This is a genomic window from Streptomyces sp. NPDC096205 (assembly GCF_044763135.1).
In the GTDB taxonomy this organism is placed as follows: domain Bacteria; phylum Actinomycetota; class Actinomycetes; order Streptomycetales; family Streptomycetaceae; genus Streptomyces.
Map to the genome: position 1 here is coordinate 148,773 of NZ_JBIWFS010000005.1, position 21,817 is coordinate 170,589.

Below are 21,817 nucleotides of genomic sequence, written 5' to 3' on the forward strand. Positions count from 1 at the left end.
CCGTGGCTAGGGTGGTCACCCGTACGGGGGTCTAGTTGCACTGGCAGTGAACGGCAGGACGCGGGGGGGCTTGCGGTGGGGGCTGTATTCGTCGACCGAGTCGAGCACATCGAGGCGCTGGAGGGGTTCCTGTACGAGGTCGCTCAGGGCAAGGGCGGAGTGTTCGTCATCCAAGGTGAGCAGGGCATCGGCAAGTCCGCTCTCCTGAAGGAGGCCGTCCGGCGGACTCAGGGGCGCGCGGACGTGGCCGGTTGCCGGACCGTCCAGGTGAGATGCCTCAGCTGGATCGGCGCCGACAACGCGTACGGTCCCATCATCGATGTCCTGATGATGCTCCAACCGCCGCGCCGGTCGGTGTTCCGTCTCTTCGGGCGGTCCACAGTTCAAGCCGTCCCGGAACTGGTGTCCTTGGTACCTGCATTGGGCCCCCTGCTGAAGGCCGCCGCGCAGATCACTCAAACCGCTCTGGACTCCGGGTCGGCGCAGGGCGACAGTCTGATGCCCTATCGGCAGAGCGTGGCCCGGACCGTGGCGACGGCTCTGGCCGACGCTGCGGCGCGCGGCGGCCCGACGGCGGTCTTCATCGACGACGCCCAGTGGCTCGACCCCAGCAGCCTGCTGGTCCTGGAGCATCTGGTGGAACTGCTGGAACGCGGAGGGCAGGCCATCGGGTTGGTCCTCGGGCACCGAAGCGATCCTGAGACAGAGCCTGGCATCGTCACCGACGCGCTGGCGCGCTGGGAAATCCAGGGGTTGCTGACCCGACGCAGGCTCGGTGGCTTGCCCGAGCACGCCGTCACCGACCTGGTCAGGCTGCATTTCGCCGGCCGGGTCGCCGCGACCGTCCCCGCCAAGTTGATCGAATTGACGAAGGGGCACCCCGTCTTCGTCACGCAGTGTCTGCGACTGATCGGTCCGGACGGGGAGTTGACGGGTCCGTTGCCCGAGACGGTAGGGCCACTGGTGCGCCGTCGGCTGGCCGCCCTCGACCCGGCCACGATGGAACTGCTGGTGATCGGTGCGACCCAGGGCGAGACGTTCGAGACCGGCGTGGTGGCACGGGTGGCCGGACAGCCGACGGACGAGGTCGTGCGGCGGCTGCACGAGCTGAGCCGACGGCACGGGCTGATCGTCGCGGTGCCGGCGCCCGACTGGGCCTTGGACTCCTTGTCCGACCACTACCGTTTCGAGAACACGCTGCTGCAGATGGCCGTGCGCGCTGAACAGAGCCCCGCTCAGGCCAGGAAGCGGCACCACCTGATCGCCAACGCCTTGGCGGGATCGGCGAACGGCAGCGGAACAGACACCCTTCCGCTGCCGGTACGACTGGACATCGCACGTCACTACTCCTTGGCCCAACAGTGGGACGACGCCGAGCGGGAGCAGTTCGCTCTTGCGCGGGCGCTGGCCGTCGGCGGGCTCTCGTTCTCCGAGGCTGAAGCCTTGTGCCGGCAGGCGGTGGAAAGTGCCCGCAGGCTTCCTTCTACAGCCGTTGAGCGCGATGGCCGGTTGGCGCGGGCGATCGAGCTCCTGCTCTCCCTGACCGAGGTCACCTGGCAGAGCCGCTCGGGTACGGCCGATGGCGAGGGTCTCGATGCCTGGGCGCGCGAGGCCGAGGAGGCCGGCCGACGCAGCGGCGACCTGCCCTTGATCGCCCGCACCGCGTTGCTGCACGGCAAGTGTCTGCTGCGTACACAAGGTCTGCAGCCCGCCCTTGACAAGCTGGAGGAGGCCGTGGGGCTGGCCCGGGACTGTAATGACCCGTCCGCGTTATTCGTGGCCCTGGCCGAGTACGGGAGTCAGCTGCCCAAGCGCGACCTCGCAGCAGGGCTGAGGGTGCTGCGCGAGGCGGAAGAGTTGTACGAGCGTGCGGATCTCCACAACAGCGGTGACCCTGTGGTCGGCCACGTCCGCAACCTCGCTGAGATGCAGTTGGGCGTCACCCTCTTCGACGCGGGCCACCTCGTCACGGCCAGGGACCGGCTTGCCGGCTCCCTGCAGCGGCTGAGAACCGAGCCCGTGCACGCCGAGTTGCCCGTCGGCCTCAACTATCTGGCGCAGGTACAGCGGGCGATGGGATCCGAGAGCGAAGCCCGCGACGCCCTCGAAGAGGCGTTGGCGTTCGAGGAGGCGCGCGGTGGAGTGAGCGGCTGGCACGCCAACAATGTGGCTCTGCTAGCTCTGTTGCTCAGCGGCGACCCGGCCGAGCGTGATCGCTGCAGGGCCATGGTGGAGGCGGCCTGGCAGGAGACCCGAAGGACCTGGCTCCTGGATCTCGTGCCCATCGTCAGAAATCTGTATGCCGAAGTCGTGCTGAATCTGGCGGGCAGCGATCCCGCGGAGCTGGCCGTGGCGGACCGGCTGGCCGAGGAGACCGTACGGGAGACCTCTCAGACGGGAATGGTACGAAGCGGAGTGGCGGCCTTGATCCTGCGCAGCCGTATCCACCTGGCGCTGGCGGACGCCGCCGCGGCGGCCGGGTTCGCGCGCGAGGCGGTGGCGATCCTCGACCGGGTCGGTGACATGCCTGCGCTACGCACGGAAGAGGTGCTGTATCACGCGTCGCTCGCCCTCCGGGCGACTGACAGTCCGGCGGAGGCAGGCGTCCTCGCGCTACGGGCCCGCACCGAGGTGTTCCGCAAGGCGGAGCTGATGACCAACCCGGTGGACCGGGACCAATTCCTGCGCGGGGTCGCACTGAATCGGGCGATTCTCGCAACACCGGCGCCTCTCGACTCCGTCCGAGACCATCCGCAGCGGATATCTGGCCTTGAATAGGCTCCGTCGATGAGACAGGTGGCATAGCTCGCATAAACGGCGAGCTGGTGGTGTAAGTAGGGCCGACTCGCGTTCGAATGGCTTCAGCAGGCCTCGCCCGGCACGGGGCTGGAGCGGTTGGGGCGGCGCACCAGTGCGCGTATCGGAAGTGGATCAGGCCGTAGTGGCGAGTTCGACGAGGTGCCGGGCCGTGCCGGCAGGATCGACGATCTGATGGAGATGTTCGCCGGGCAGGTGTGCCACGCGCCAGCCGCGTTCGCGCGCCTCTACGGCAAGGTCGTCATACGGAGGACCGAACAGCAAGTAGGAACAGGGATGATCGTCCCATCCGTCGGGGACCGGGATGTGCTGCTCGTAGTAGGACAACGGCAGGGTCGGCTGCTCCTCAACGACTGTCTGCCGCATCGTCGGATCGGAGAACATGGGGGCGACGTCTGCCTCGTCCCACCAGTCGGTCCAGCGCGGCAGCCTGCCGTTCACGGCCATCGGGCGGAGGAACTCCAGCAACTCGGGTGAGGCGACAGGGGTGGGTCCGGTTCGGGCCGGCAGCGCGGCATCGACGAAGACGGAGCTGGTCACCGGATGGTCGAGGCCCGAGTGAATCGCCGGGAGGAACAAGCCTGCGTTGCTGTGTGCCACCAGCGTGACGGGGCTGCCGGCCGGGACCTGCCGGAGGTCGTCGCGGACGGCGCTGACGATGCGAGGCCAGAAGGGCGGAGCACCGGCGCCTACGTCCAGCAGGGACGGCACCCGTACCTGGTATCCCGCCGCCGTCAGGTGTTCGGCCACAGGGCGCCAGGTTGAGGGGCCCACGGACGGACTGTGCACGAGAACGAAGATCGGCTGCATGTGACGATCCTGGCGCCCTAGCCACCAAAGCCGCGACTGTCTTGGCCGACAGCAGAACAGTGGGCTTCGAAGACGCTCACGCGACACCACAGCACGGCCGTTCTACAACCTTTCGTTGATGGCGGCGGCAAGGACAGCGACCTCGTAGCGACCGCGAGCTTGTCGTGCCTGCCCAGACCGAGACGCGGGACACGGATCTTGCTCAGGACGGGCTCGAACTGCGGGGAGTCGCCCCGCTGCCCGGCCGAGATCGCGATGGACATGGGCTTCTGGGCCCTGTTCGACGCCCAGGTGCAGCTCGGCGGTCAGGCCGCCGCGCGAGCGCCCGAGCCCGTGGTCGTCCGGCTCGACGGTGACGCCGCCGGGCGGCTCCTTGTGCTGTCCCCCGTTTCCCGCCCCGGCGGCGTGCTGGTGGGCCCGGCACACGTGGAGTGACGTTGATGTCCCAGGTGATCAGCTCCTTCGCGTCGGCCTGGACCTGGAGCTCGGCGAAGATCCGATGCCAGGTGCCGTCCCGCTGCCACCGGCGGAACAGGTCGTAGGCGCGGCCCCAGGGCCCGCACTCGACGGGAGCCCGCCACGGGATGCCATTGCGGACCCGGGACCGTATGCCGTCAATCATCTGCCGCCTGGCCACACGTCGGCGGCCGCCCAGGCTTCGTGCCCTTCGGCAACAGCGCTTCCAGCACCTCCCATTGCGCGTCCGTCAGGTCTCCACGTGCCACGAACCGAGATCATCTCCCGCTCAAGCTCCACTTTCGATACGCGCCCTGATGCTCCAACCGTAGATCGTTATGTGCCCTGGCCTCGGGGCTGTCTGCCGCTGGCGGAAACTCAGATGGCCTCAGCGCACGATCTGGATAGAGTCGGGCGATGCCTGAGCTGAAGCAGTTGCATGCCGTCCACGCCCCGGCGGTCCTGGCCTTCGAGCTGGCGAACCGCACCTACTTCGCTGCCTCGATCCCCGACCGCGGCGACGACTTCTTCGACCAGTTCGCCGACCGGCACAACGCCTTGCTGGCCGAACAGGAGGCCGGCATCTGCGCCTTCTACGTGCTCGTCGCCGAGGACGGCTCGGTACTCGGCAGGTTCAACCTGTACGACTTGGAGGACGGCACTGCCAGCCTCGGCTACCGCGTCGCGGAGCAGGTCGCCGGCCGTGGCGTGGCGACCGCGACCGTCCGGGAGCTGTGCCGGATAGCGACCGCGCGCCACGGGCTGCGCACGCTGCGGGCGGCCACCTCACACGACAACGCCGCATCGCAGAAGGTCTTGACCAAGGCCGGGTTCATCCCTGTTGGCCCCGCCACCCCGGCCGATCTCGGCGGCAAGTCAGGCACCTGGTACCAGCGCGACCTCCAGCCATAGATCTTGATCTTGCTCGTGGGCCGGCTGCGGGAAGGCTGCAGCCACCGCTGATCATCGCTGTTTGACGGCTAACGATCTTGCGGCAGTGGGGGCACAGCGTAGACCCTGCCCACTGGCAGGAAGCGTTCGAGGACCTGATGAACCGGAGCATGCAGCACCTGCTCGGCCGGGCCCGATGGGACGCCGACGCCGTGGGCGATGACGTGCACGCGTACGTCCTGGAGCATCTGCACAACGAGGGCGCAGATGCTAGTGGTTGACGAAACCGGGGACGTGAAGAAGGGCACTCACACCGTCGGCGTCCAGCGCCAGTATTAGTACCTGACGGCGTCGACCCGCTGCCAGAACAACTCAACCTCACAGATGACGAACGCGAAGCCCTCGAAGGGTCACCGCCCTCGCCGAACGCCTCGCGGGCGTCCCCGCCCCCTCTGGCCCAACCCCGAGGGACCTCGGAACGACCAGTACCTTCGCCCCTCTGATTCAGCTCATGAGCACCGGTTCCGCGAAGGCGCCGGGTCAGCACGATAGGCGAGATACCGATCGAAAATCTCCTGGCTATCAGGAGTGAAGGTCCACTGCTGCAAAGCCCGCCGCAGTTCGGACTCCGTCAGCCACCCGTGCCAGGCCACCTCACCCGGATCAGGGGCGACGATCTCCGGAAGCACTGCATCGCACACCCCAAGCCAGTGAGGGCTGAGCCCGACCCGGTTGAGGAACTTGAACCGAAGGCACACTGTCGCAGGCGTTCCCAGCTCCTCACTGAGCTCGCGGGCAGCTGTCTGCTCATAGGACTCGCCGACTCCTGCAGCGCCCCCGACCCCGAGCTCGTAGTGCCCTGGGAAACGGGACAGCTGCTCGGCACGCCGATGGACGAGAAAACGGCCTCGCCCATCACGGCACACCACCGAAGCAACTCGGTGCAGCCAGCCCTCCCGAACGGCCTCCCACCGACTGACTACCCCGAGCACACGGTCCTGAGCGTCAACACGTTCCACGAGTTCATCCACGACGCACACGATCGCAGAAGCCACTGACATCCCCTTCGCGCTCTCCGTACACGACCAGATCAGTGCGGCTCACTCAGGACATCGGGGCGGCTTCTTGAGCACGGTCACCAGGAGGACGGAGGTGAGGTCGGGTGGTCACGGCAGGAAGCTGCCCGTTCTCGATCACCTGCGGTGGCAGTGGCAGCCCCAAATGCTCACCGACGACCTTCAACACCCGACGCCGCGCTTCGAGGGACGACAGCCCTTCGGGGGCAGACGGGCAAGATCCCTCTTCTGAACAGCTGAACCTCGGCGCACCAGGCACCTTGGCGACCAGCTCGTGCTTCGGGCCGGCACCGGCCTCCCGCTGCCGCTCGGCACCACGCCGTTCACGAAGCTCCGACTCACACCGGGCGAGCCACGGATCGGCCAACTCTTCGATCATGGAGCCGAGATGTGCACGCGAGACGCCGCAGAAGGCAGGACGGTCAAGGCCACACGGGCCCACTTCTTGGTCACACTCGAAGCACCGGAAGGAGCATCAGGGCCTCAGCAGTCCGCCCACCCACCAGTCGTGCGGCTTGCCGTCGTTGGCGATGCCCCGATTGCGCAGCGTCCCTTCGAGGGTGAAACCGAGTTTCTCGGCGACGGCACGCGAGCCGGTGTTCCCGGCCATGGCCCACCACTCGATGCGGTGGACGTCGAGGGTGTCCCAGCCCCAGTCACACAGGGCCCGAGCGGCCTCCACCGAGTACCCGCGTCCGCGCTGTTCCTTGACCGCCCAGTAACCGAGCTCCCAGACGCCGCGGCTGATGAGTGTCAGGCAGTACGAGCCGACCAGGGCGCCGGTGTCCTTGCGGAACGCGCCGAGGGTGTAGTCCCTGTCCTCGGCCCACTGAGCGGGAAGCTTCTCACCGACAAGCTGCTCCGCGTCCGCACGCCGGTACGGCACCGGCACGGGGGTGTAGAACTGGATGTCCTCGTCCTGGCAGGCTTCGTACACCGCATCCACGTCGGCAGGTGTGAAGGCCCGCAGCACCAGACGGTCGGTCTCAAGCGTCACTGGATCCATCGCGGCAGTATGACCACCATCAACAAGCGGCGACCATCGAATATCCCGGCCCAGCACCGCCCTTCACAACTCCCCCGGCCTGGTCAACGGTCGCCGCACCCCAGCTCAGCTGCCCCCGACACGGAGTTACCGCAGGGAAACCACCGCCTACGCCACGTCGTCCGAGGGTCCGAATTGACGCTCCCTCAGGTAGCTGCTGGCCGCTGCTGCGGTCGATTGCAGACGGTGAGCGGGCTCCTTCAGCATGTCGTCGGTCGTCGCACAGGGTGCTGTCGCGAGGGTCTCCACGTCGTTCGTCACAAAACGACCTTGGATACCCTCCTTCTCGTCTCCGCAGGCACCCCTTGGAGCACACCACCAGGAGGAACCAGTGTCGCACCCGCATCTGCTCACCCCCGAGGAGAAGCTCGCCGACGCGAAGAAGCTGTTGAACCTCCCGCGTATCGTCGTGATCTGCGGCTCAACCCGCTTCATGACCGAGATGAACGAGGCCGATCTGCGGGAGACCAAAGCCGGAAAGATTGTCGTCAAACCGGGCTGTGACATGAAGTCGCCGCACGAACTTTGGTCTGATCCTGTCGAGGCCGAGGCACTGAAGGTTCGACTCGACGATCTGCACCGGGCGAAGATCCGGCTTGCTGATGAGGTGCTCGTAGTCGGCGACTACATCGGAGACAGCACCCGAGCCGAAATCGCCTACGCCCGGTCGCTGGGCAAGCCCGTGCGGTTCACGCACCCCGAAGTCGACCCTGACGCCTGACCGTCTCACGGTGGCTTCGGCCGCCGCCCACCCCACACCCTCGCAGGCACCCCTTGGAATTGATCACCCAGGCCGTGTCTGACAATTGATGTTGTGGCTGGTCAGGGTGAGTTAACAGCTGCGGGGCGTGGGAGCGGATAGCTCCGATGCTGCCGGGTGTCCACGGCCCTGGTGGGCTCACCGAAAGGCGCCTCGCTCACCGTGCGCGCGGCGCCGGACGAGGTGGTGGTTGAGCGCGGTGGCGGGTCCTGCCACGCTGCCTGCCGTGGTGGCGGGCGGTCGGTAGGCCTGTGCAGCCCGGAGCCGGGCGGCGGTGATCGCTCCGACGGTGGTGCGGACCGGGCTCGGCAGGGGGCGGTCGCTGATGACGTGCTGAAGCTGGAACCCGATGCTTTCGCACGCAGAGCTCGGTGCGCCGATGCGCAGGTCACTGGCGCGGGTCTGGTGGTGTCTTTCTGCGCGTTCGTGCACGGTGTCGGCCGGGGTGCGGCAGTGGAGTGTTCGCGTATCCGTCGGCGGGTGACGAGGTGAGCCTCGAAAGCCGCCACAATACGGACCCACGGTCAGGTCGGCGGTCGGGCCGACCATGACCCCGGCCACGGGCTTCGTGTCCCCATCGTGACCGTGGTCGGGGGTTCGCGGTCGATGGTCTGGACGGTCATCGCGGCTGGTCCCCGTCGCCCTGGCCGTCGCCGTCACCGCCACCCGAACCACCCTGAGGGCGGCTACTGCGGCCAAGCCCCCGGCCGTGCGCACCATGGCGCAGGCCCGATCCGGCCGGCTATGCCGAGGAGGGGCTGGACGGTGGCCGGGCGACAACGGCAAGCATCCGGCAGTGTGGAAGCCGTAGTCGCGCAGCACGGTGCCCGGGAGGCGGTGCTGCAGGCGTCCGGTGGCGTGGGGTAGGTCCGTGGCAAAGCAGCGATCTTCCCCGCGGCATGCCAGCGCCAGGCGCGGGTACAGTGATGGCGGGCGCGGTGAGATCACGAGGAGTGGATGTTGACCGCCGTCAGCCTTGAGCACACCACCGTCCCCGCCGACGCGGGAGAGGTGACCCTGCTGATAGCCCGCCGGGTGGAGCCCGGCCACGAAGCCGCTTTCGAGCGGTGGGCGAGGGGAATCCTCGAGTGCGCCGCCACGTTTCCCGGACACCTCGGGTACGGGTTCTTCCGCTCCTCCGGCGGCGACGCGCCATGGTTCCTCGTGCACCGTTTCCAGGACGCGGAGGCATGCCGGACCTGGCAGGAGTCGCCCGAGCGGGCGGCCTGGTTCGCCGACTGCGACGGGCACCACCACACCGAGGTCGCCCGGCGGGAACTGACCGGCATGGAGACCTGGTTCGCCAAGCCCGGCTCGACCCGGCCTGCGCCCCCGCGGTGGAAGATGGCGATCAGTGCGACCCTGGCGATCTACCCGGTCTCCGTGCTGGGCAGCCTCTTCCTCATGCCCCACCTCACCGCGCTCCCCGTTCTGCTCAGCAGCGCGGTCGTGGCCTGCGTCTTCAACGTGCTCATGACGTACGCGGCGATGCCTGCCGTGAGCAGGTTGCTGCGTCGCTGGCTCGCCTCATAGCGCTGACGACGAGCGCGCGAGGCTGTGATGCTGACGCCGTCTGGGGGCCATGGGACCGCGCGCGGCTGGATGGCCGGACCGACACCGAGTTGCGACAGCTCCTGCGCGGGAGTGCTGTCAGCGCGCCGAACATTCGGTGAACAGCGGCTGGTCGGCAGGGAGCTGCACGAGGTGTCGTACAGGGTGGAGTCGGTGCCGGGCGAGGGCCGGGGCGACCGCGGAGAAGCCGGTGCGGTCGCCATATGAGCGACATCTCGCCCGGTCCATCGCCCGGATGCTCGTGCCCTCGGGCGCGCTGGCCGGCACCGGTTTCCACAGGAGATGCTGTCCGCCCTGGGCATGCACCTCTCGGTAGCTCGGCCCCGGCCGTCCGGCGCGGCTTCACACGAGGGTGGCCTGTCCCTCGTCGGCGTGTGTCAGCTGCGTGAGGAGGTCCCGGAAGCGCTCCTGTCCCAGAAGCTCACCGCTCTCCTGTGCACGCTCCGTGTTTCCCCCGCGATCGATGGCCAGCCAGTGGAGCATGAAGGCCGGAAGGTCTCCCGGGGCGCCGCACTCCTCCATGGCCGCTCGCCGCAGTTGCGGCACCCGGTTCAGCACCGCCTCCAGATAGTCCAGCGTCAGTTCGGGAATCCCGTGCCGGACGTACATGCGACGCACCGCCTCGGCGTCCGTGTCGGTGTCCACTCCGACGTGGTCCCTGAGCGTGCGCAGGATGTCCGCCGCGTCTTCGGCCGCGATCGGCCCGAGCCGTCCCTCCGCCCTTTCCACTGCCAGAATGAGCTGGATCGTCGTTTCACCGCAGCGCAGGTCCTCGCCCGTGGAGGCGTCGACGATGTCGTCCACCACACAGCCGACTGTCGACGCGCCCGCGACATAGTCCATGAAGACCTCGCCGTCGGTCAGGTGAGCCCCGTAGCCGGCCAGCAGACGGCTCATGTCGACGAGGAAGTGGATCCAGTCCGTGGCACGGTTGAACACCACCGACTGGTAGTCGTCCGCTGTGATGTCGTCCACCGTCAGGGGGGAGTGACCCGCTCCCCCGCTCGAAGCTTCGGCACGGCGTAGATCCATCATCGAGTGATACGCGAAATAGTTCGCGAAATGGGCGACCTGCCGTACCGCGCGGTCGCGCATCTCCCGCTTGAACGGGTGACGGTCGGGCACCACTGCCGAGAGTACGTTCAGCGTTTTGGCCACCACGATGACACCATCGTTCGCGAACGACCGAGGATGCTGGAGATGCCACGCTGCATGGCCGTTGCGCAAGCGTGCGCCGTCCATCCAGTCGTCCATGACGATCGTGGCTGTGGTCAGCCAGTCCGCTGCCGCTGCCACCGCGTACACAAGGCGCATGTGCGCCGCGCTCTGATACTCCGGCGGCGTGATCCGCCGGTAGAAGTGGATCACCAGCGCTGCCCCGTAGTGGTGCTGCCACGACAGGGACCACAGGCTGCGCATGAGATGTTCGGCCCACGCCTCGTTGTGCTTCCCGTTGAACGCCGAGCCGTTGTAGCCGAACAGCGGAATCGCGGCCAGGTGATCGTGCACTTCGCGGTAGGGCCCGTCCACCTCTTGCCGCAGCGCCCCCAGGTCCAGCGCCCCGTACAGGTGGAACCGCTCCGCCGTCAGGTTTTCCGCCGGCGGGGTCACCCGGCGGGCGTCCGAGCCGTCCGGCAACGCCAGACAGCCATCCACGAAATCAGCGGTCCGGCGATTCGCAGGGTCGTAGCAGCCCACGAAACGGGGCTCGTCCAGACGGAACAGTGCACGCAGATCCTCTTGGGAGGACACAGGCTTTCCCTTTCCCGACGACGGCACGGCAGACGATGGCCGCTTGTCCCACCGCGTCCGGAGTGAAGGCAGCCGCCCAGTTGACTATCAACAGACTCCGCAGGTCACCGGGCGCCCCTGTGCTGTGTCACCCGCTCAGCGGAGGGACTTCACCGCATGAACGATCTTTCACCAGGGACGCCCACGGCGGCAGCCGGCGGCAACGCCGGTGAAGCGGGTTACCGCGCCGGGACGGCGTTGCGTGCGATGGCGTCCGCGTACCAGCGGGCGCTGGACTTCAGAGTGCGCCGCTGGGAGGCGAAGTCGACGTGGACGATGCCGAAGCGCTTGCTGTAGCCGTAGGCCCATTCGAAGTTGTCGAGGAGAGACCACAGGAAGTAGCCGCGTACGTCGGCGCCGTCCTCGATGGCGCGGTGCACGGCCGCCAGGTGGGCGTGCAGGTAGGCCACTCGTTCGGGGTCCTTGACCTCGCCGGAGGGGTCGGCGTAGTCGTCGTAGGCCGCGCCGTTCTCGGTGACGAGCAGTGGAGTGTCCGGCAGGTCGTCGCGCAGGCGCAGGAGGAGTTCGTGCAGGCCGTCCGCGTCCACCGGCCAGTCCATCGCGGTGCGCGGGCCGGGGGCGGGCACGAAGCGGACGTGCTGTTCGGCGCCCGCCCACGGGGAGGGTGACTCGGACGTACCGGCGGCGACCACGGCGGGCGAGTAGTAGTTGATGCCCAGGGAGTCGATGGGGGCGGAGGCCGTCTCCAGGTCGCCGTCGGCCACGAAGGACCAGTCGGTGATCGGGGCGGTGTCCTGGACCAGGTCCTCGGGGAGGCGTCCGTGGAAGACCGGGTCGAGGAAGATCCGGTTGCCGACCGCGTCGATCCGGCGGGCGGCGTCCACGTCCTCGGGCGCGTCGGTGTGGGGGCGCAGGGCATGGAGGTTGAGGGTCAGGGACACCTCCGCGGGAGCGGGGAGGGCCGCCCGCAGGGCGCGGGTGGCGAGTCCGTGCGCGAGGTTGAAGTGGTGGGCGGCGCGCAGTGAGGCGAGCGCGCTGGTGCGGCCGGGGGCGTGGACGCCGTTGCCGTAGCCGAGGAAGGCCGCGCACCAGGGCTCGTTGAGGGTGGTCCAGGTCGCGACGCGGTCGCCGAGCGCCTCGGCCATGAGGCCGGCGTAATCGGCGAAGCGGTACGCCGTCTCCCGGTGCGGCCAGCCGCCGGCGTCCTCCAGTTCCTGCGGCAGGTCCCAGTGGTAGAGCGTGGCCACCGGGCGGATCCCTGCCTCGCGCAGTTCGTCGGTGAGCCGCCGGTAGAAGTCCAGGCCCCTTTGGACGGCAGGTCCGCGGCCCGTGGGTTGCACACGCGGCCAGGCGATGGAGAAGCGGTAGTCGGTGACGCCGAGGCGGCGCAGCAGGGCTACGTCCTCGCTGAGGCGGTGGTAGTGGTCGGCGGCGATGTCACCGGTGTCGCCGTTGCGCACCTTGCCGGGCGTGCGGCTGAAGGTGTCCCAGATCGAGGGGGTGCGGCCGTCCTCGGCGGCGGCGCCCTCGATCTGGTAGGCCGCGGTGGCGGTGCCCCACCGGAAGGCGCTGGGGAAGCGGAGCATCGCGGTGCTGTCGGGGTGTGCGTCGAGCGCGGTCATGAGGAGGGGACTCCAGAGGGGTTGAGGTCTGAAGAAGGGTGTGAGGTCTGGGGTGAGAGGGTGCGGCGGACGGGCCGGCACTGAATGCCGGGCTGATAGGGCGGCGACTGCTGCCTGGGGACCCGCGATGCCGGACTGACGGGGCGGCGACTGCTACCCGGGGGCCCGCGATGCCGGACTGACGGGGCGGCGACTGCCGCCCAGGGGGACCCCGATGCCGGACTGTCACCGCCGCGCGGATCAGCCCTTGACGGCGCCCTGCATGATGCCGCCGACGATCTGCCGGCCCAGCAGACCGAAGACCAGGAGCACGGGCAGCGTGCCGAGCAGGGTGCCTGCCATGATCACGGACTGGTCGTGGACGTAACCGCCGCCGAGCTGGCGCAGGGCGACCTGGACGGTCGGCTCGGAGGAGGACAGGGCGACGATGGGCCAGAAGAAGTCGTTCCAGGCGGCCATGAAGGTGAGCAGGCCGAGGACGGCCATCCCGGGCCGGGCGACAGGAACGACGATCGACCAGAAGATCCGGGCGGTGGACGCGCCGTCCACGCGGGCCGCCTCGATCAGCTCGTCGGGGAGCGACTGGACCAGGTACTGGCGCATGAAGAAGACGCCGAAGGCCGACACCAGGCCCGGCAGGATCACCGCCTGGAGCTGGTTGACCCACTGCAGCTCGGCGATCAGCATGAACAGCGGGATCACCCCCAGCTGCGGCGGGATCATCATGGTGCCCACGGTGACGGCCAGCAGGGCGCCCCGTCCCCGGAAGCGGAGTTTGGCGAAGGCGAACCCGGCGAGGGTGCAGCACAGCACGGTGCCCAGCGTGATCGAGCCCGACACGATCAGGGAGTTGAGCAGCGCCTTGCCGATGTCCGCCTCGTCCAGCACCGCCTCGAAGTTGCGCATCAGGTTCGGGCCGGGCAGCAGCGAGGGCGGCACCTGCGCCATGTCGGCGTTGGAGCGGCTGGCGGCCACGATCGTCCAGTAGAACGGGAACGCGGAGATCAGCACGGCGACGATCAGGATGGCGTAGGCGAGCTTTCCGCCCTGCATGGTGCGGCCCGCCCGGGAGCGGCGCGGGCGCTGTGGCCGTATCCGGTGCTCGGGGGGTGCGGCCGGCGGGCTGGCCAGTGCGGTCATCGGACGGCCTCCTTGCGGGAACGGCGGCGCGCGAGAAGGGCGTTGAGCCCGACGAGCACCACGATGAGCAGGAACATCACCCATGCCACGGCGGCGGCGCGGCCGAGGTGGAAGAAGCCCCAGCCCTGTTCGTACATGTAGAGGCCGAGCGTCTGGTACTGGTGCGAGATGCCGCCGGAGATCGAGCCCTCGAAGAGCAGCGGTTCACCGAACAGCTGGGTGGCGCCGATGGTGGAGACGACGACGGTGAAGACGATGGTGGGGCGCAGTCCGGGCAGGGTGACATGGAAGAACTGCCGCCAGCGGGACGCCCCGTCCATCTCGGCGGCCTCGTACAGCTCGGCGGGGATGGACTGCATGCCGGCCAGGTAGATCAGCGCGTTGTAGCCGGTCCAGCGCCAGATGACGATCGAGGAGACGGCGACCTGGGAGGCGACGGTGCCGGTCTGCCAGTCGATCGGGCCGACGCCGACGAGTCCGAGTACGTAGTTGACCAGGCCGTAGTCGTGGCCGAACAGCTGGGCGAAGACCAGCGTGGCCGCGGCGACGGACGTCGCGTACGGCAGCAGCATCGCCGTGCGCAGGAAAGTCCGGCCGCGCAGCTTGTAGTTGAGCAGATGCGCCAGGCCGAGCGCCATCACCAGCTGGGGGACGGTGGAGAGCACCCCGATGGTGAACGTGTTGCGCAGCGAGAGCCAGAAGTAGTCGTCCGACAGCAGCGCGGTGTAGTTGCCGAGACCGCGCCACTGCATGTCGCCGGGTGTCTGCAGTTCCACCCGGTACAGCGACACGAAGGCCGTGTAGATGAGCGGGAAGAGCCCGAAGGCGGCGAACAGGGTGAAGAACGGGGCGATGTAGGCGTACGGCGAGAACTTCTGCCAGGCCCGCCGGGCGGCGTGGGGCCGGGGCGGCGCCGCCTGCTTCGGTGAGGCCGGTGGGGCGGAGGCGGTGAGGGTCACGGTGCGGCCCTTCGAATGGTCGGAGCGGGGTGCGTGGGGTGCGGCGGGCCGGGTGGTGCCGGCCCGCCGGCGATTCCCGGTCAGCCGGTGATGTTCGCGACGCCCTTCTTGGCGTTCTCCCAGGCCTTGTCCGGGGCCAGGCCCTTGCGCTCGACCTCGCTCAGGGCGTTGGTGATCTGCTGGTTCACGTTCTGGTCGTGGATGCCGAGGACCTGGACGGGAGCGGCCTTGGCGGCGTCACCGAAGATCTGGCCGATCGGCGCGTCGGAGAAGTACGGGTCCTTCGCGTCGGCGATCTTCTCGATGGCGCCCGTGGCGGAGGGGAAGCTGCCCTGCTTCTGGAAGAGCTTGGCCTGCTGCTCGGGCGCGGTCAGCCAGGCGATCAGCTTGTAGGCCGCTTCCTTGTTCTTGGCGGCCTTGGGCACGGCGAGGTAGGAGCCGCCCCAGTTGCCCGCACCGCCGGGCAGCGCGGCGACGTCCCACTTGCCCTTGCCGGTCTCCCCCGCCTGGCCCTTGATGTAGCCGAGCATCCAGGCCGGGCAGGGCAGGGTCGCGAACGACCCCGCGGCGAAGGCCTGGTTCCACTGCGGCGACCACTGGTCGAGCTCGGCGCTCAGACCGCTCTGCGCGGCCTCCACCGAGGTGTTCCAGGCCTCCTTCAGGGCCGGGTTGGTCTCCCAGATCAGCTTCCCCGAGGCGTCGTAGTAGCGCTCCTGCTCCTGGCCGATCATGACGGAGAAGAGACTGCCGACGCTGTCCAGCCAGGCGCTCTTTCCGGGGGCCTTCTTCTTGTACTGCTTGCCGAGCTGGAGGTAGCCGTCCCAGGTGGACCACTTCTGGGCCAGTTCCGCCCGGTCGGTGGGCAGGCCGGCCTTGGCGAAGAGGTCGGTGCGGTAGCACATGGCCTCGGGGCCGACGTCGGTGCCGAGGCCCAGGACCTCGCCGTTCGCGCCGGTGGCGGCCGCCCACTTGGCCTCGGCGAACTCGCTCTTGAGCTGGTCCGCGCCGTACTCGCGCAGGTCCTCGAACTTGTCGGCCTGCTGCTGGGTGACGGAGGCGATGCGGCCCACCTCGACGGCCTGGACGTCCGCGAGGCCGCCGCCGCCCGCGAGGCGGGTCTGGAGGGACTTCCAGTAGTCGGCTTCGTCCTCGGTGTCGGTCTGCTTGATGGTGACGCCGGGGTTGAGCTTCTCGTACTCGGCGTAGAGCCCGGCCTCCTTGTAGCCGAAGGAGCCGAAGAGGTCGACGGTGACGGTGACCTTTCCGTCGGCGCTGGAGGCGCCGTCCGACGAACCTCCGCAGGCGGCGAGGAGGGCCCCGGCGAGGACCACCGCCCCCAGTCGGACGGTGCCCTTCTTGGCGGCTCGGGCTATGGGCATGGGAAGCCTCCTTGGCTCCTGGTGGAACGAGCGCCGAACGGTTCTTGAGAGCGCTCTCAAAACGTGGGTGGAGCGTGCCCGCACCAGACCTGCCACGTCAAGACTTGAAGAGATAACGAAGCGGCGACACACCGGAATTTCCGGTATACCCCCATAGACGCCTCGCCTTGCGCGATGTATTGACAGCCGATTACAGGAGTCTTACGTTTCGGCCACCTGAGAGCGCTCTCAGGCCGGGTTCTCAAACTCTCCCCAGCGCGGTTCCGCCGCGGCCAGGGGCACCCCGGTGTCCCTGGCCGCGGCCTGCCACTGACGAGCCCGTCCCTCTCGACGACATGAGGTGTTCCCCATGCCAGCTCCCCGACCACGGCCGACGGCCGCAGTGGTCCTGGCCGCCGCCCTGGCGGCCGTGGGCCTCGGCCCGGCCGCGACTCCGGCGACGGCCGCCACCGTCCCCGTAGGAGCCGGGAGTTACTCCGACACCCGCCCGTCCGGCACCACCGGCCCCACGAACAACACCGGCGCGCCGGTCACCCCCAAGGTCACCCAGGCCGCCCAGGGCAAGCCCGTACCCACCAACGACTGGTGGTCCTCCCTCGCCTTCCAGCGCTACGGCGACAACCCGTACTCCACGCCCATGTACGGCCACCCCCTCACCTACCAGGCCGTCTCCGGCGGACTGGAGGTCGGCTACCCCACCAGCCCGGCCGTCGTGGGCGAAGGCCGACAGTACGAGTACGCCCACAAGCGGGACCTCACCCTCGGGCTGAGCGGCCTGAACTCCCCCGACGCCAAGGCCGACGCCTGGTCCGACTGGACCGTCACCCCCTACTGGTCCGACGGCACCCGCACCCTGCGGACCACCATCGGCCACGGCCTGCCCTTCGTGTACGCGCAAGGGTCCGGCGGCAACGCCCAGATCACCACGGCGTCGACGCCGACCGTCTTCTCCGACCAGGGCAACGTCGTCGGCATCACGGTCGGCGGACACCACTACGCCCTCTTCGCGCCGACCGGCACCGACTGGAACATCTCCGGCACGACGATCACCGCCGGCCTCGGCGGCAAGGACTACTTCTCCCTCGCCGTGCTGCCCTCCACCGACGCGCTCGCCACGTTCCGCAAGTACGCCTTCAGCTTCGTCACCGGCTCCCAGGTCGACTGGAGCACCTCCGGCGACACGGTCAGCGCCACGTACAGGCTCACCACCGAGGCCAAGGAAGGCACCGAACGCGGCACCCTCCAGGCCCTGTACCGGCATCAGTGGCTCCACACCACCGACGCCCTCACCGCGTACACCTACGTCTCCCCCCGCGGCACCATGAAGGTCCGCGAGAGCGCCTCCTTCACCACCCGCCAGAAGGCCGCCCCGGTCCTGCCCGCGCTGCCGAGGACCAGCGCCGTCGACACCTCCCGGCTGCGCGCCTATCTGTCGGAGGTCGCGAACTCCTCCGACCCGTTCTCCGGGGCGACGGACACCTACTGGACCGGCAAGGCGCTGGGCAAGCTCGCCCAACTGGTGCCGCTCGCCGACCAGATCGGTGAGACCGCGGTCCGCGACAAGCTCATCGGCCTGCTCAAGGGCCGCCTGCAGGAGTGGTTCACCGCGGGCGGGGCGAGCGAGTTCTCCTACGACACCAACTGGAAGACCCTCATCGGCTACCCGGCCTCCTACGGCAGCGACGCCGAGCTCAACGACCACCACTTCCACTACGGCTACTACGTCTACGCCGCCGCGATCGTCGCCCAGTACGACGCCTCCTGGGCCGCGGACTCCGCCTGGGGCGGCATGGTCAAGGCCCTGATCCGCGACGCCGCCAACCCGAGCCGCACCGACAGCGCCTTCCCGTTCCTGCGCGGCTTCGACGTCTACGCCGGGCACAGCTGGGCCTCCGGCCACCAGGGCTTCGCCGCCGGCAACAATCAGGAGTCCTCCTCGGAGTCCACCAACCTCAGCGCCGCGCTGGTGCTGTGGGGCTCGGCCACCGGCAACACCGCCCTGCGCGACCTCGGCGGCTATCTGCTCGCCACCGAGGGCGAGGCCATCGCGCAGTACTGGTTCGACGCCGACCAGCAGGTTTTCCCCGGCACCTTCACCCACGACACGGCCGGCATGGTCTGGGGCAGCGGCGCGGCGTACTCCACGTGGTGGACCGCCAACCCTGAGGAGATCCACGGCATCAACGTCCTGCCCGTGACCGCGGGCGGTTCCCTGCACCTGGCCGGGGACAAGGACGCGATCCGGCGCAATCTCGCGGAGCTGGAGCGCGAGAACGGCGGGCCCGCCGTCGAATGGCGCGACATCCTCTGGGAGTTCCAGTCGCTGGCCGACCCGGCCGGCGCGAAGTCGAAGTGGGACGCCGGCAACGCCGGATACACCCCGGAGCAGGGCGAGTCCAAGGCCCACACGTACCACTGGATCACGGCTTTGGACGCGCTCGGCGCTCCCGACCCCTCGGTGACCGGCGACCTGCCCACCTCCGCGGTGTTCACCAAGAACGGCGTCCGCACCTACGCCGCCCACAACTACGGTTCCACGGCCCGCACGGTCACCTTCTCCGACGGCAAGACGCTCTCCGTCCCCGCGCGGTCCACCGCGACCGGCACGGGTGCCGACACGGGCACCGGCGACCCCGGGACATCCACCGGCAGCGTCTTCCAGCTCCGTACGGGCGGCACCCTGACCACCGCCACCGGCGCCACGGCGGGCGCCGACACGATCGCCTCCGCCGGTGGCCGCAACTACGACGGCACGCCCACCAACCCGCTCGTGTACCAGGTCACGGGCGTCAACGGACAGCTGAAGTCGGGCGCCACGACCGCCTTCCGGCTCCCGGTCGACTCCGGCACGGCCGTCGGGGTCGCCCCCCAGGCCCGGATCAGCTACGACCTCACCGGCGACGGCACCTTCGACCGTGTCGAGACCTACCGGTACTTCGCCACCGACCCGGTCACCGGGTGGGAGGAGTACAACCAGGGCGCCGGCCTGAAGTCGGCCACCGGAACCCTCGGCAACCTGGCGAACGGAACCGTACGGCTGGAGCTGTGGAACGCGATCGGCAGCGCCGCCTCGCAGGTGCGCACCGGCACGGACACGTCCGTGGTGGTCATCCCCTACGAGTGACGCGTACGGCAGCACCCGGCAGATGATGGCGGGCGCGGGGCCCTCGGGCCCGGCGTCCGTCGTCGCCGTACACGCATGCCCTGGGCCGCTGGAGCAGCCCGGGACCGGCGGGGGTGGCCCGGCCCGGTCAGGCCGAGGCCCGGCGGATCAGCGTCGTCGGGGTGATCACGGAGGCGGGCACCTCCTCGTTCGGCGCGTCCAGCAGACGCATCAGCAGCTTGACCATGATCCGGCCCATGCCCTCGATGTCCTGGCGGACCGTCGTGAGCGGCGGCTCCGCGGCCTGGACCACCGCGGCCATGTCGTCGAAACCGACCACCGCGACATCCTGCGGCACCCGCACTCCGCGCTCGCGCAGCGTACGCAGCGCGCCCATCGCCATCGTGTCGTTGGAGACGAAGACCGCGTCGATCTCGGGGCGCCGGTCCAGCAGCTCCCCCATCGCGCGGGCGCCGCTCTCCTCGGTGAAGTCGCCCTCGCACAGCAGCAGCGGATCGGCGTCGACCAGGACATCGCGGTAGCCGTTGATACGGTCCGTCGCCGAGGTCTGGTCACGCGGACCCGTGATGTGCGCGATGTGCGTGCGGCCCAGGGAGATCAGATGTCGCACCGCGTCCCGGGCGCCTCCTCGGTTGTCGCAGTCCACGAACGGAAGACCCAGGTTCTCGCTCCCCACGGGACGGCCCCCGAGCACCGCCGGCACCCCGGTCCGGGCGATCAGGGCCGGCAGCGGGTCGTCGTCGTGCACGGAGAAGGCGAGCGCGCCGTCGACGTGCCCGCCCCCCAGGTAGCGTGCGATCCGCTCGTGATCGCCGGGGCCCTCCGCCCACAGCAGCACCAGTTGGACATCGCGTGCCGTCAGCTCCCTGCTGATTCCCCGTACCTGCTGCTCGAAGAACGGGTCGGCGAACACCCGGAACTCGGGCTCCGCGATGATCACCGCGACCGCACCGTTGCGCCGGGTGACCAGGGTGCGGGCCGCGTGATTGGGCACGTAGTCCAGTTCCTCGACCGCCCGGCGCACCTTCTCGACCAGTGCGGGGCGCACGCCCGCGCCCCCGTTGACGACCCGGGAGGCCGTCGCACGGGACACGCCGGCGCGTGCCGCGACGGCTTCCAGCGTGGGACGAGGCCTCACGGTCTGCTCGGGCAAGGCGGGCGCTCCTCCTGTGTGCGTCTGCAACTGCGATCCCTCCGCGGTGGGCCGCCGCGGGGCTGACATGGATCTGTGCGCACCACAATAGACGCATGCGGCGGCGTTTTGAGAGCGCTCCCAAGGGTGGGCGGACACGGGGGACCATCCAGGCGTACCTGGGCCGCCCAGGGAAGAGCCCTCGCTGCTTTAAGTTCCGACTCGCTACTCTGTGTATTCACATCGCGGCGAGCTTTGGGGTACCTGTGACGCAGATCCGGATTGCCACGTTCAACCTGGAGAACTTCGACGAGCCTGCCGCGGGCGTGCGCCCGCTGCTGGCCGACCGCATCGCGCTGATGAAACCGCAGATCACGCGGCTGCGGGCGGACATCGCCTGCTTCCAGGAAGTCCACGGCCAAGAGCGTCCCGGGCAGCCGCGCGACCTGCTCGCGCTCAAGGAACTGCTCGCCGGCACGAACCTCGACGGCGCGTCCCTGACCAGTACCAAGCCCGCGAACGACGCGGTCTTCGACGTCCGCAACCTTGTCATCGCCACCCATCTGCCGGTCATCAAGCATCAGCAGCTGAAGAACGACCTGGTCAACGAGCCCCACTACCAGCGGCTCACCGCCAACCCACCCGATGCAGCACCGATCGCGATCGGTGTCGAGCGGCCCATCCTGCACGCACAGATCGACATCGACCACGCAGCCCCCGGACGCCTGCTGCACGTCATCAACGTGCACCTGAAATCCAAGATCCCCAGCGACATCCCCGGTCGGCTGACCGGTCTCCACGAGGACATCTGGAGCAGCGCCGACAGCTGGGCAGAAGGCAGCTTCGTCTCGTCGATGAAGCGCATGAGCCAGGCGCTGGAAGTCAGGCGCCTGATCGACCAGATCCTCGACGACGACCCGGACGCGTGCATCATCGTCGCCGGTGACTTCAATGCCGAACCCGAAGAAGTCCCGGTTCTGGCCATCTGCGGCAACGTCGAGGACACCAACAACAGCGAACTCGCCACCCGGGTCCTGATCCCCATCGAGCACACCATCCCCGGCGAGGCCCGTTACACCCTCTTCCACCACGGCCGCGGCCAGATGATCGACCACATGCTCGTCACCCGCAACCTCCTCGCCCACTACCGCGGTTCAGAGATCCACAACGAGATCCTCCACGACGACTCCATCGCCTTCGCCACCGACATCAAATACCCCGAGTCCGACCACGCCCCCTTCGTCGCCACCTTCGACTTCGACTGACCCCGCAGCACCGCGCA

16 protein-coding genes and 2 pseudogenes are annotated in these 21,817 nt (G+C 68.9%); 8 read left to right on the forward strand and 10 right to left on the reverse strand.

Features of this window, described 5'->3' with window-relative positions:
• Nucleotides 1–75 precede the first annotated feature (75 nt).
• Nucleotides 76–2,778, forward strand: a complete 2,703-nt coding sequence (locus tag ACIQ6Y_RS19955) for an AAA family ATPase (RefSeq protein WP_404040464.1) — start codon at nt 76–78, stop codon at nt 2,776–2,778.
• Between the two features lie 153 nt (nt 2,779–2,931).
• Here ACIQ6Y_RS19955 and ACIQ6Y_RS19960 read toward each other — a convergent pair whose 3' ends face one another.
• Nucleotides 2,932–3,627 (reverse strand): alpha/beta hydrolase, encoded by a 696-nt coding sequence (locus tag ACIQ6Y_RS19960; RefSeq protein ID WP_404040466.1) that lies wholly within the window; start codon nt 3,625–3,627, stop codon nt 2,932–2,934.
• Between the two features lie 198 nt (nt 3,628–3,825).
• On the opposite strand from ACIQ6Y_RS19960, the gene ACIQ6Y_RS19965 reads away from it, so the two are divergent.
• Nucleotides 3,826–4,062, forward strand: a complete 237-nt coding sequence (locus ACIQ6Y_RS19965; RefSeq protein ID WP_404041558.1) for a hypothetical protein — start codon at nt 3,826–3,828, stop codon at nt 4,060–4,062.
• A gap of 115 nt (nt 4,063–4,177) precedes the next feature.
• On the opposite strand, the pseudogene ACIQ6Y_RS19970 reads toward ACIQ6Y_RS19965, so the two are convergent.
• Nucleotides 4,178–4,249, reverse strand: a pseudogene (locus ACIQ6Y_RS19970) (hypothetical protein); the annotation flags it as partial.
• A gap of 251 nt (nt 4,250–4,500) precedes the next feature.
• Here ACIQ6Y_RS19970 and ACIQ6Y_RS19975 point away from each other — a divergent pair.
• Both ACIQ6Y_RS19975 and ACIQ6Y_RS19980 read left to right on the forward strand, forming a co-directional pair.
• Complete coding sequence (locus tag ACIQ6Y_RS19975; RefSeq protein ID WP_404040469.1) at nt 4,501–4,995, forward strand: GNAT family N-acetyltransferase; 495 nt, start codon at nt 4,501–4,503, stop codon at nt 4,993–4,995.
• Between the two features lie 137 nt (nt 4,996–5,132).
• Nucleotides 5,133–5,310 (forward strand): annotated as a pseudogene (locus tag ACIQ6Y_RS19980) (transposase); the annotation flags it as partial.
• A 173-nt stretch (nt 5,311–5,483) separates the two neighbouring features.
• Here ACIQ6Y_RS19980 and ACIQ6Y_RS19985 read toward each other — a convergent pair.
• Together ACIQ6Y_RS19985 and ACIQ6Y_RS19990 are read right to left on the reverse strand one after the other, a co-directional pair.
• Nucleotides 5,484–6,035: an NUDIX domain-containing protein gene (locus tag ACIQ6Y_RS19985; protein WP_404040472.1), complete on the reverse strand. Its 552-nt coding sequence runs from the start codon at nt 6,033–6,035 to the stop codon at nt 5,484–5,486.
• A gap of 490 nt (nt 6,036–6,525) precedes the next feature.
• Nucleotides 6,526–7,056 (reverse strand): GNAT family N-acetyltransferase, encoded by a 531-nt coding sequence (locus ACIQ6Y_RS19990; RefSeq protein WP_404040474.1) that lies wholly within the window; start codon nt 7,054–7,056, stop codon nt 6,526–6,528.
• A 370-nt stretch (nt 7,057–7,426) separates the two neighbouring features.
• Here ACIQ6Y_RS19990 and ACIQ6Y_RS19995 point away from each other — a divergent pair, with 370 nt between their 5' ends.
• The gene (locus ACIQ6Y_RS19995) at nt 7,427–7,816 is read left to right on the forward strand and encodes a hypothetical protein (protein ID WP_404040475.1); all 390 of its coding nucleotides are present in this window, start codon (nt 7,427–7,429) and stop codon (nt 7,814–7,816) included.
• A gap of 996 nt (nt 7,817–8,812) precedes the next feature.
• Nucleotides 8,813–9,388 (forward strand): antibiotic biosynthesis monooxygenase, encoded by a 576-nt coding sequence (locus ACIQ6Y_RS20000; RefSeq protein WP_404040476.1) that lies wholly within the window; start codon nt 8,813–8,815, stop codon nt 9,386–9,388.
• Nucleotides 9,389–9,769: 381 nt separating this feature from the next.
• Here the strand turns inward: ACIQ6Y_RS20000 and ACIQ6Y_RS20005 are convergent, their stop codons facing one another.
• The 5 genes from ACIQ6Y_RS20005 to ACIQ6Y_RS20025 form a co-directional block, all read right to left on the reverse strand.
• Nucleotides 9,770–11,179, reverse strand: coding sequence for a polyprenyl synthetase family protein (locus ACIQ6Y_RS20005; protein WP_404040478.1), 1,410 nt, complete (start codon nt 11,177–11,179; stop codon nt 9,770–9,772).
• Nucleotides 11,180–11,397: 218 nt separating this feature from the next.
• Nucleotides 11,398–12,801: a GH1 family beta-glucosidase gene (locus tag ACIQ6Y_RS20010; protein WP_404040481.1), complete on the reverse strand. Its 1,404-nt coding sequence runs from the start codon at nt 12,799–12,801 to the stop codon at nt 11,398–11,400.
• A gap of 240 nt (nt 12,802–13,041) precedes the next feature.
• A complete protein-coding gene (locus tag ACIQ6Y_RS20015; RefSeq protein WP_404040484.1) occupies nt 13,042–13,941 on the reverse strand; it encodes a carbohydrate ABC transporter permease in 900 nt (299 codons plus the stop codon).
• A complete protein-coding gene (locus ACIQ6Y_RS20020) occupies nt 13,938–14,900 on the reverse strand; it encodes a carbohydrate ABC transporter permease (protein WP_404040487.1) in 963 nt (320 codons plus the stop codon). The genes ACIQ6Y_RS20015 and ACIQ6Y_RS20020 overlap by 4 nt, the downstream gene beginning before the upstream one ends.
• An 80-nt stretch (nt 14,901–14,980) precedes the next feature.
• Entirely contained in the window at nt 14,981–16,279 is a 1,299-nt protein-coding gene (locus tag ACIQ6Y_RS20025) for an ABC transporter substrate-binding protein (RefSeq protein WP_404040490.1), read from the reverse strand.
• Nucleotides 16,280–16,628: 349 nt separating this feature from the next.
• On the opposite strand from ACIQ6Y_RS20025, the gene ACIQ6Y_RS20030 reads away from it, so the two are divergent.
• Nucleotides 16,629–19,403 carry a glycosyl hydrolase gene (locus ACIQ6Y_RS20030; RefSeq protein WP_404040494.1) on the forward strand — a complete coding sequence of 925 codons (2,775 nt, stop codon included), beginning with the start codon at nt 16,629–16,631 and terminating at the stop codon, nt 19,401–19,403.
• Nucleotides 19,404–19,530: 127 nt separating this feature from the next.
• On the opposite strand, the gene ACIQ6Y_RS20035 is transcribed toward ACIQ6Y_RS20030, so the two are convergent.
• Nucleotides 19,531–20,556 (reverse strand): LacI family DNA-binding transcriptional regulator, encoded by a 1,026-nt coding sequence (locus ACIQ6Y_RS20035; protein WP_404040497.1) that lies wholly within the window; start codon nt 20,554–20,556, stop codon nt 19,531–19,533.
• 95 nt (nt 20,557–20,651) lie between these two features.
• On the opposite strand from ACIQ6Y_RS20035, the gene ACIQ6Y_RS20040 reads away from it, so the two are divergent.
• Nucleotides 20,652–21,800: an endonuclease/exonuclease/phosphatase family protein gene (locus ACIQ6Y_RS20040; RefSeq protein WP_404040500.1), complete on the forward strand. Its 1,149-nt coding sequence runs from the start codon at nt 20,652–20,654 to the stop codon at nt 21,798–21,800.
• Nucleotides 21,801–21,817 lie beyond the last annotated feature (17 nt).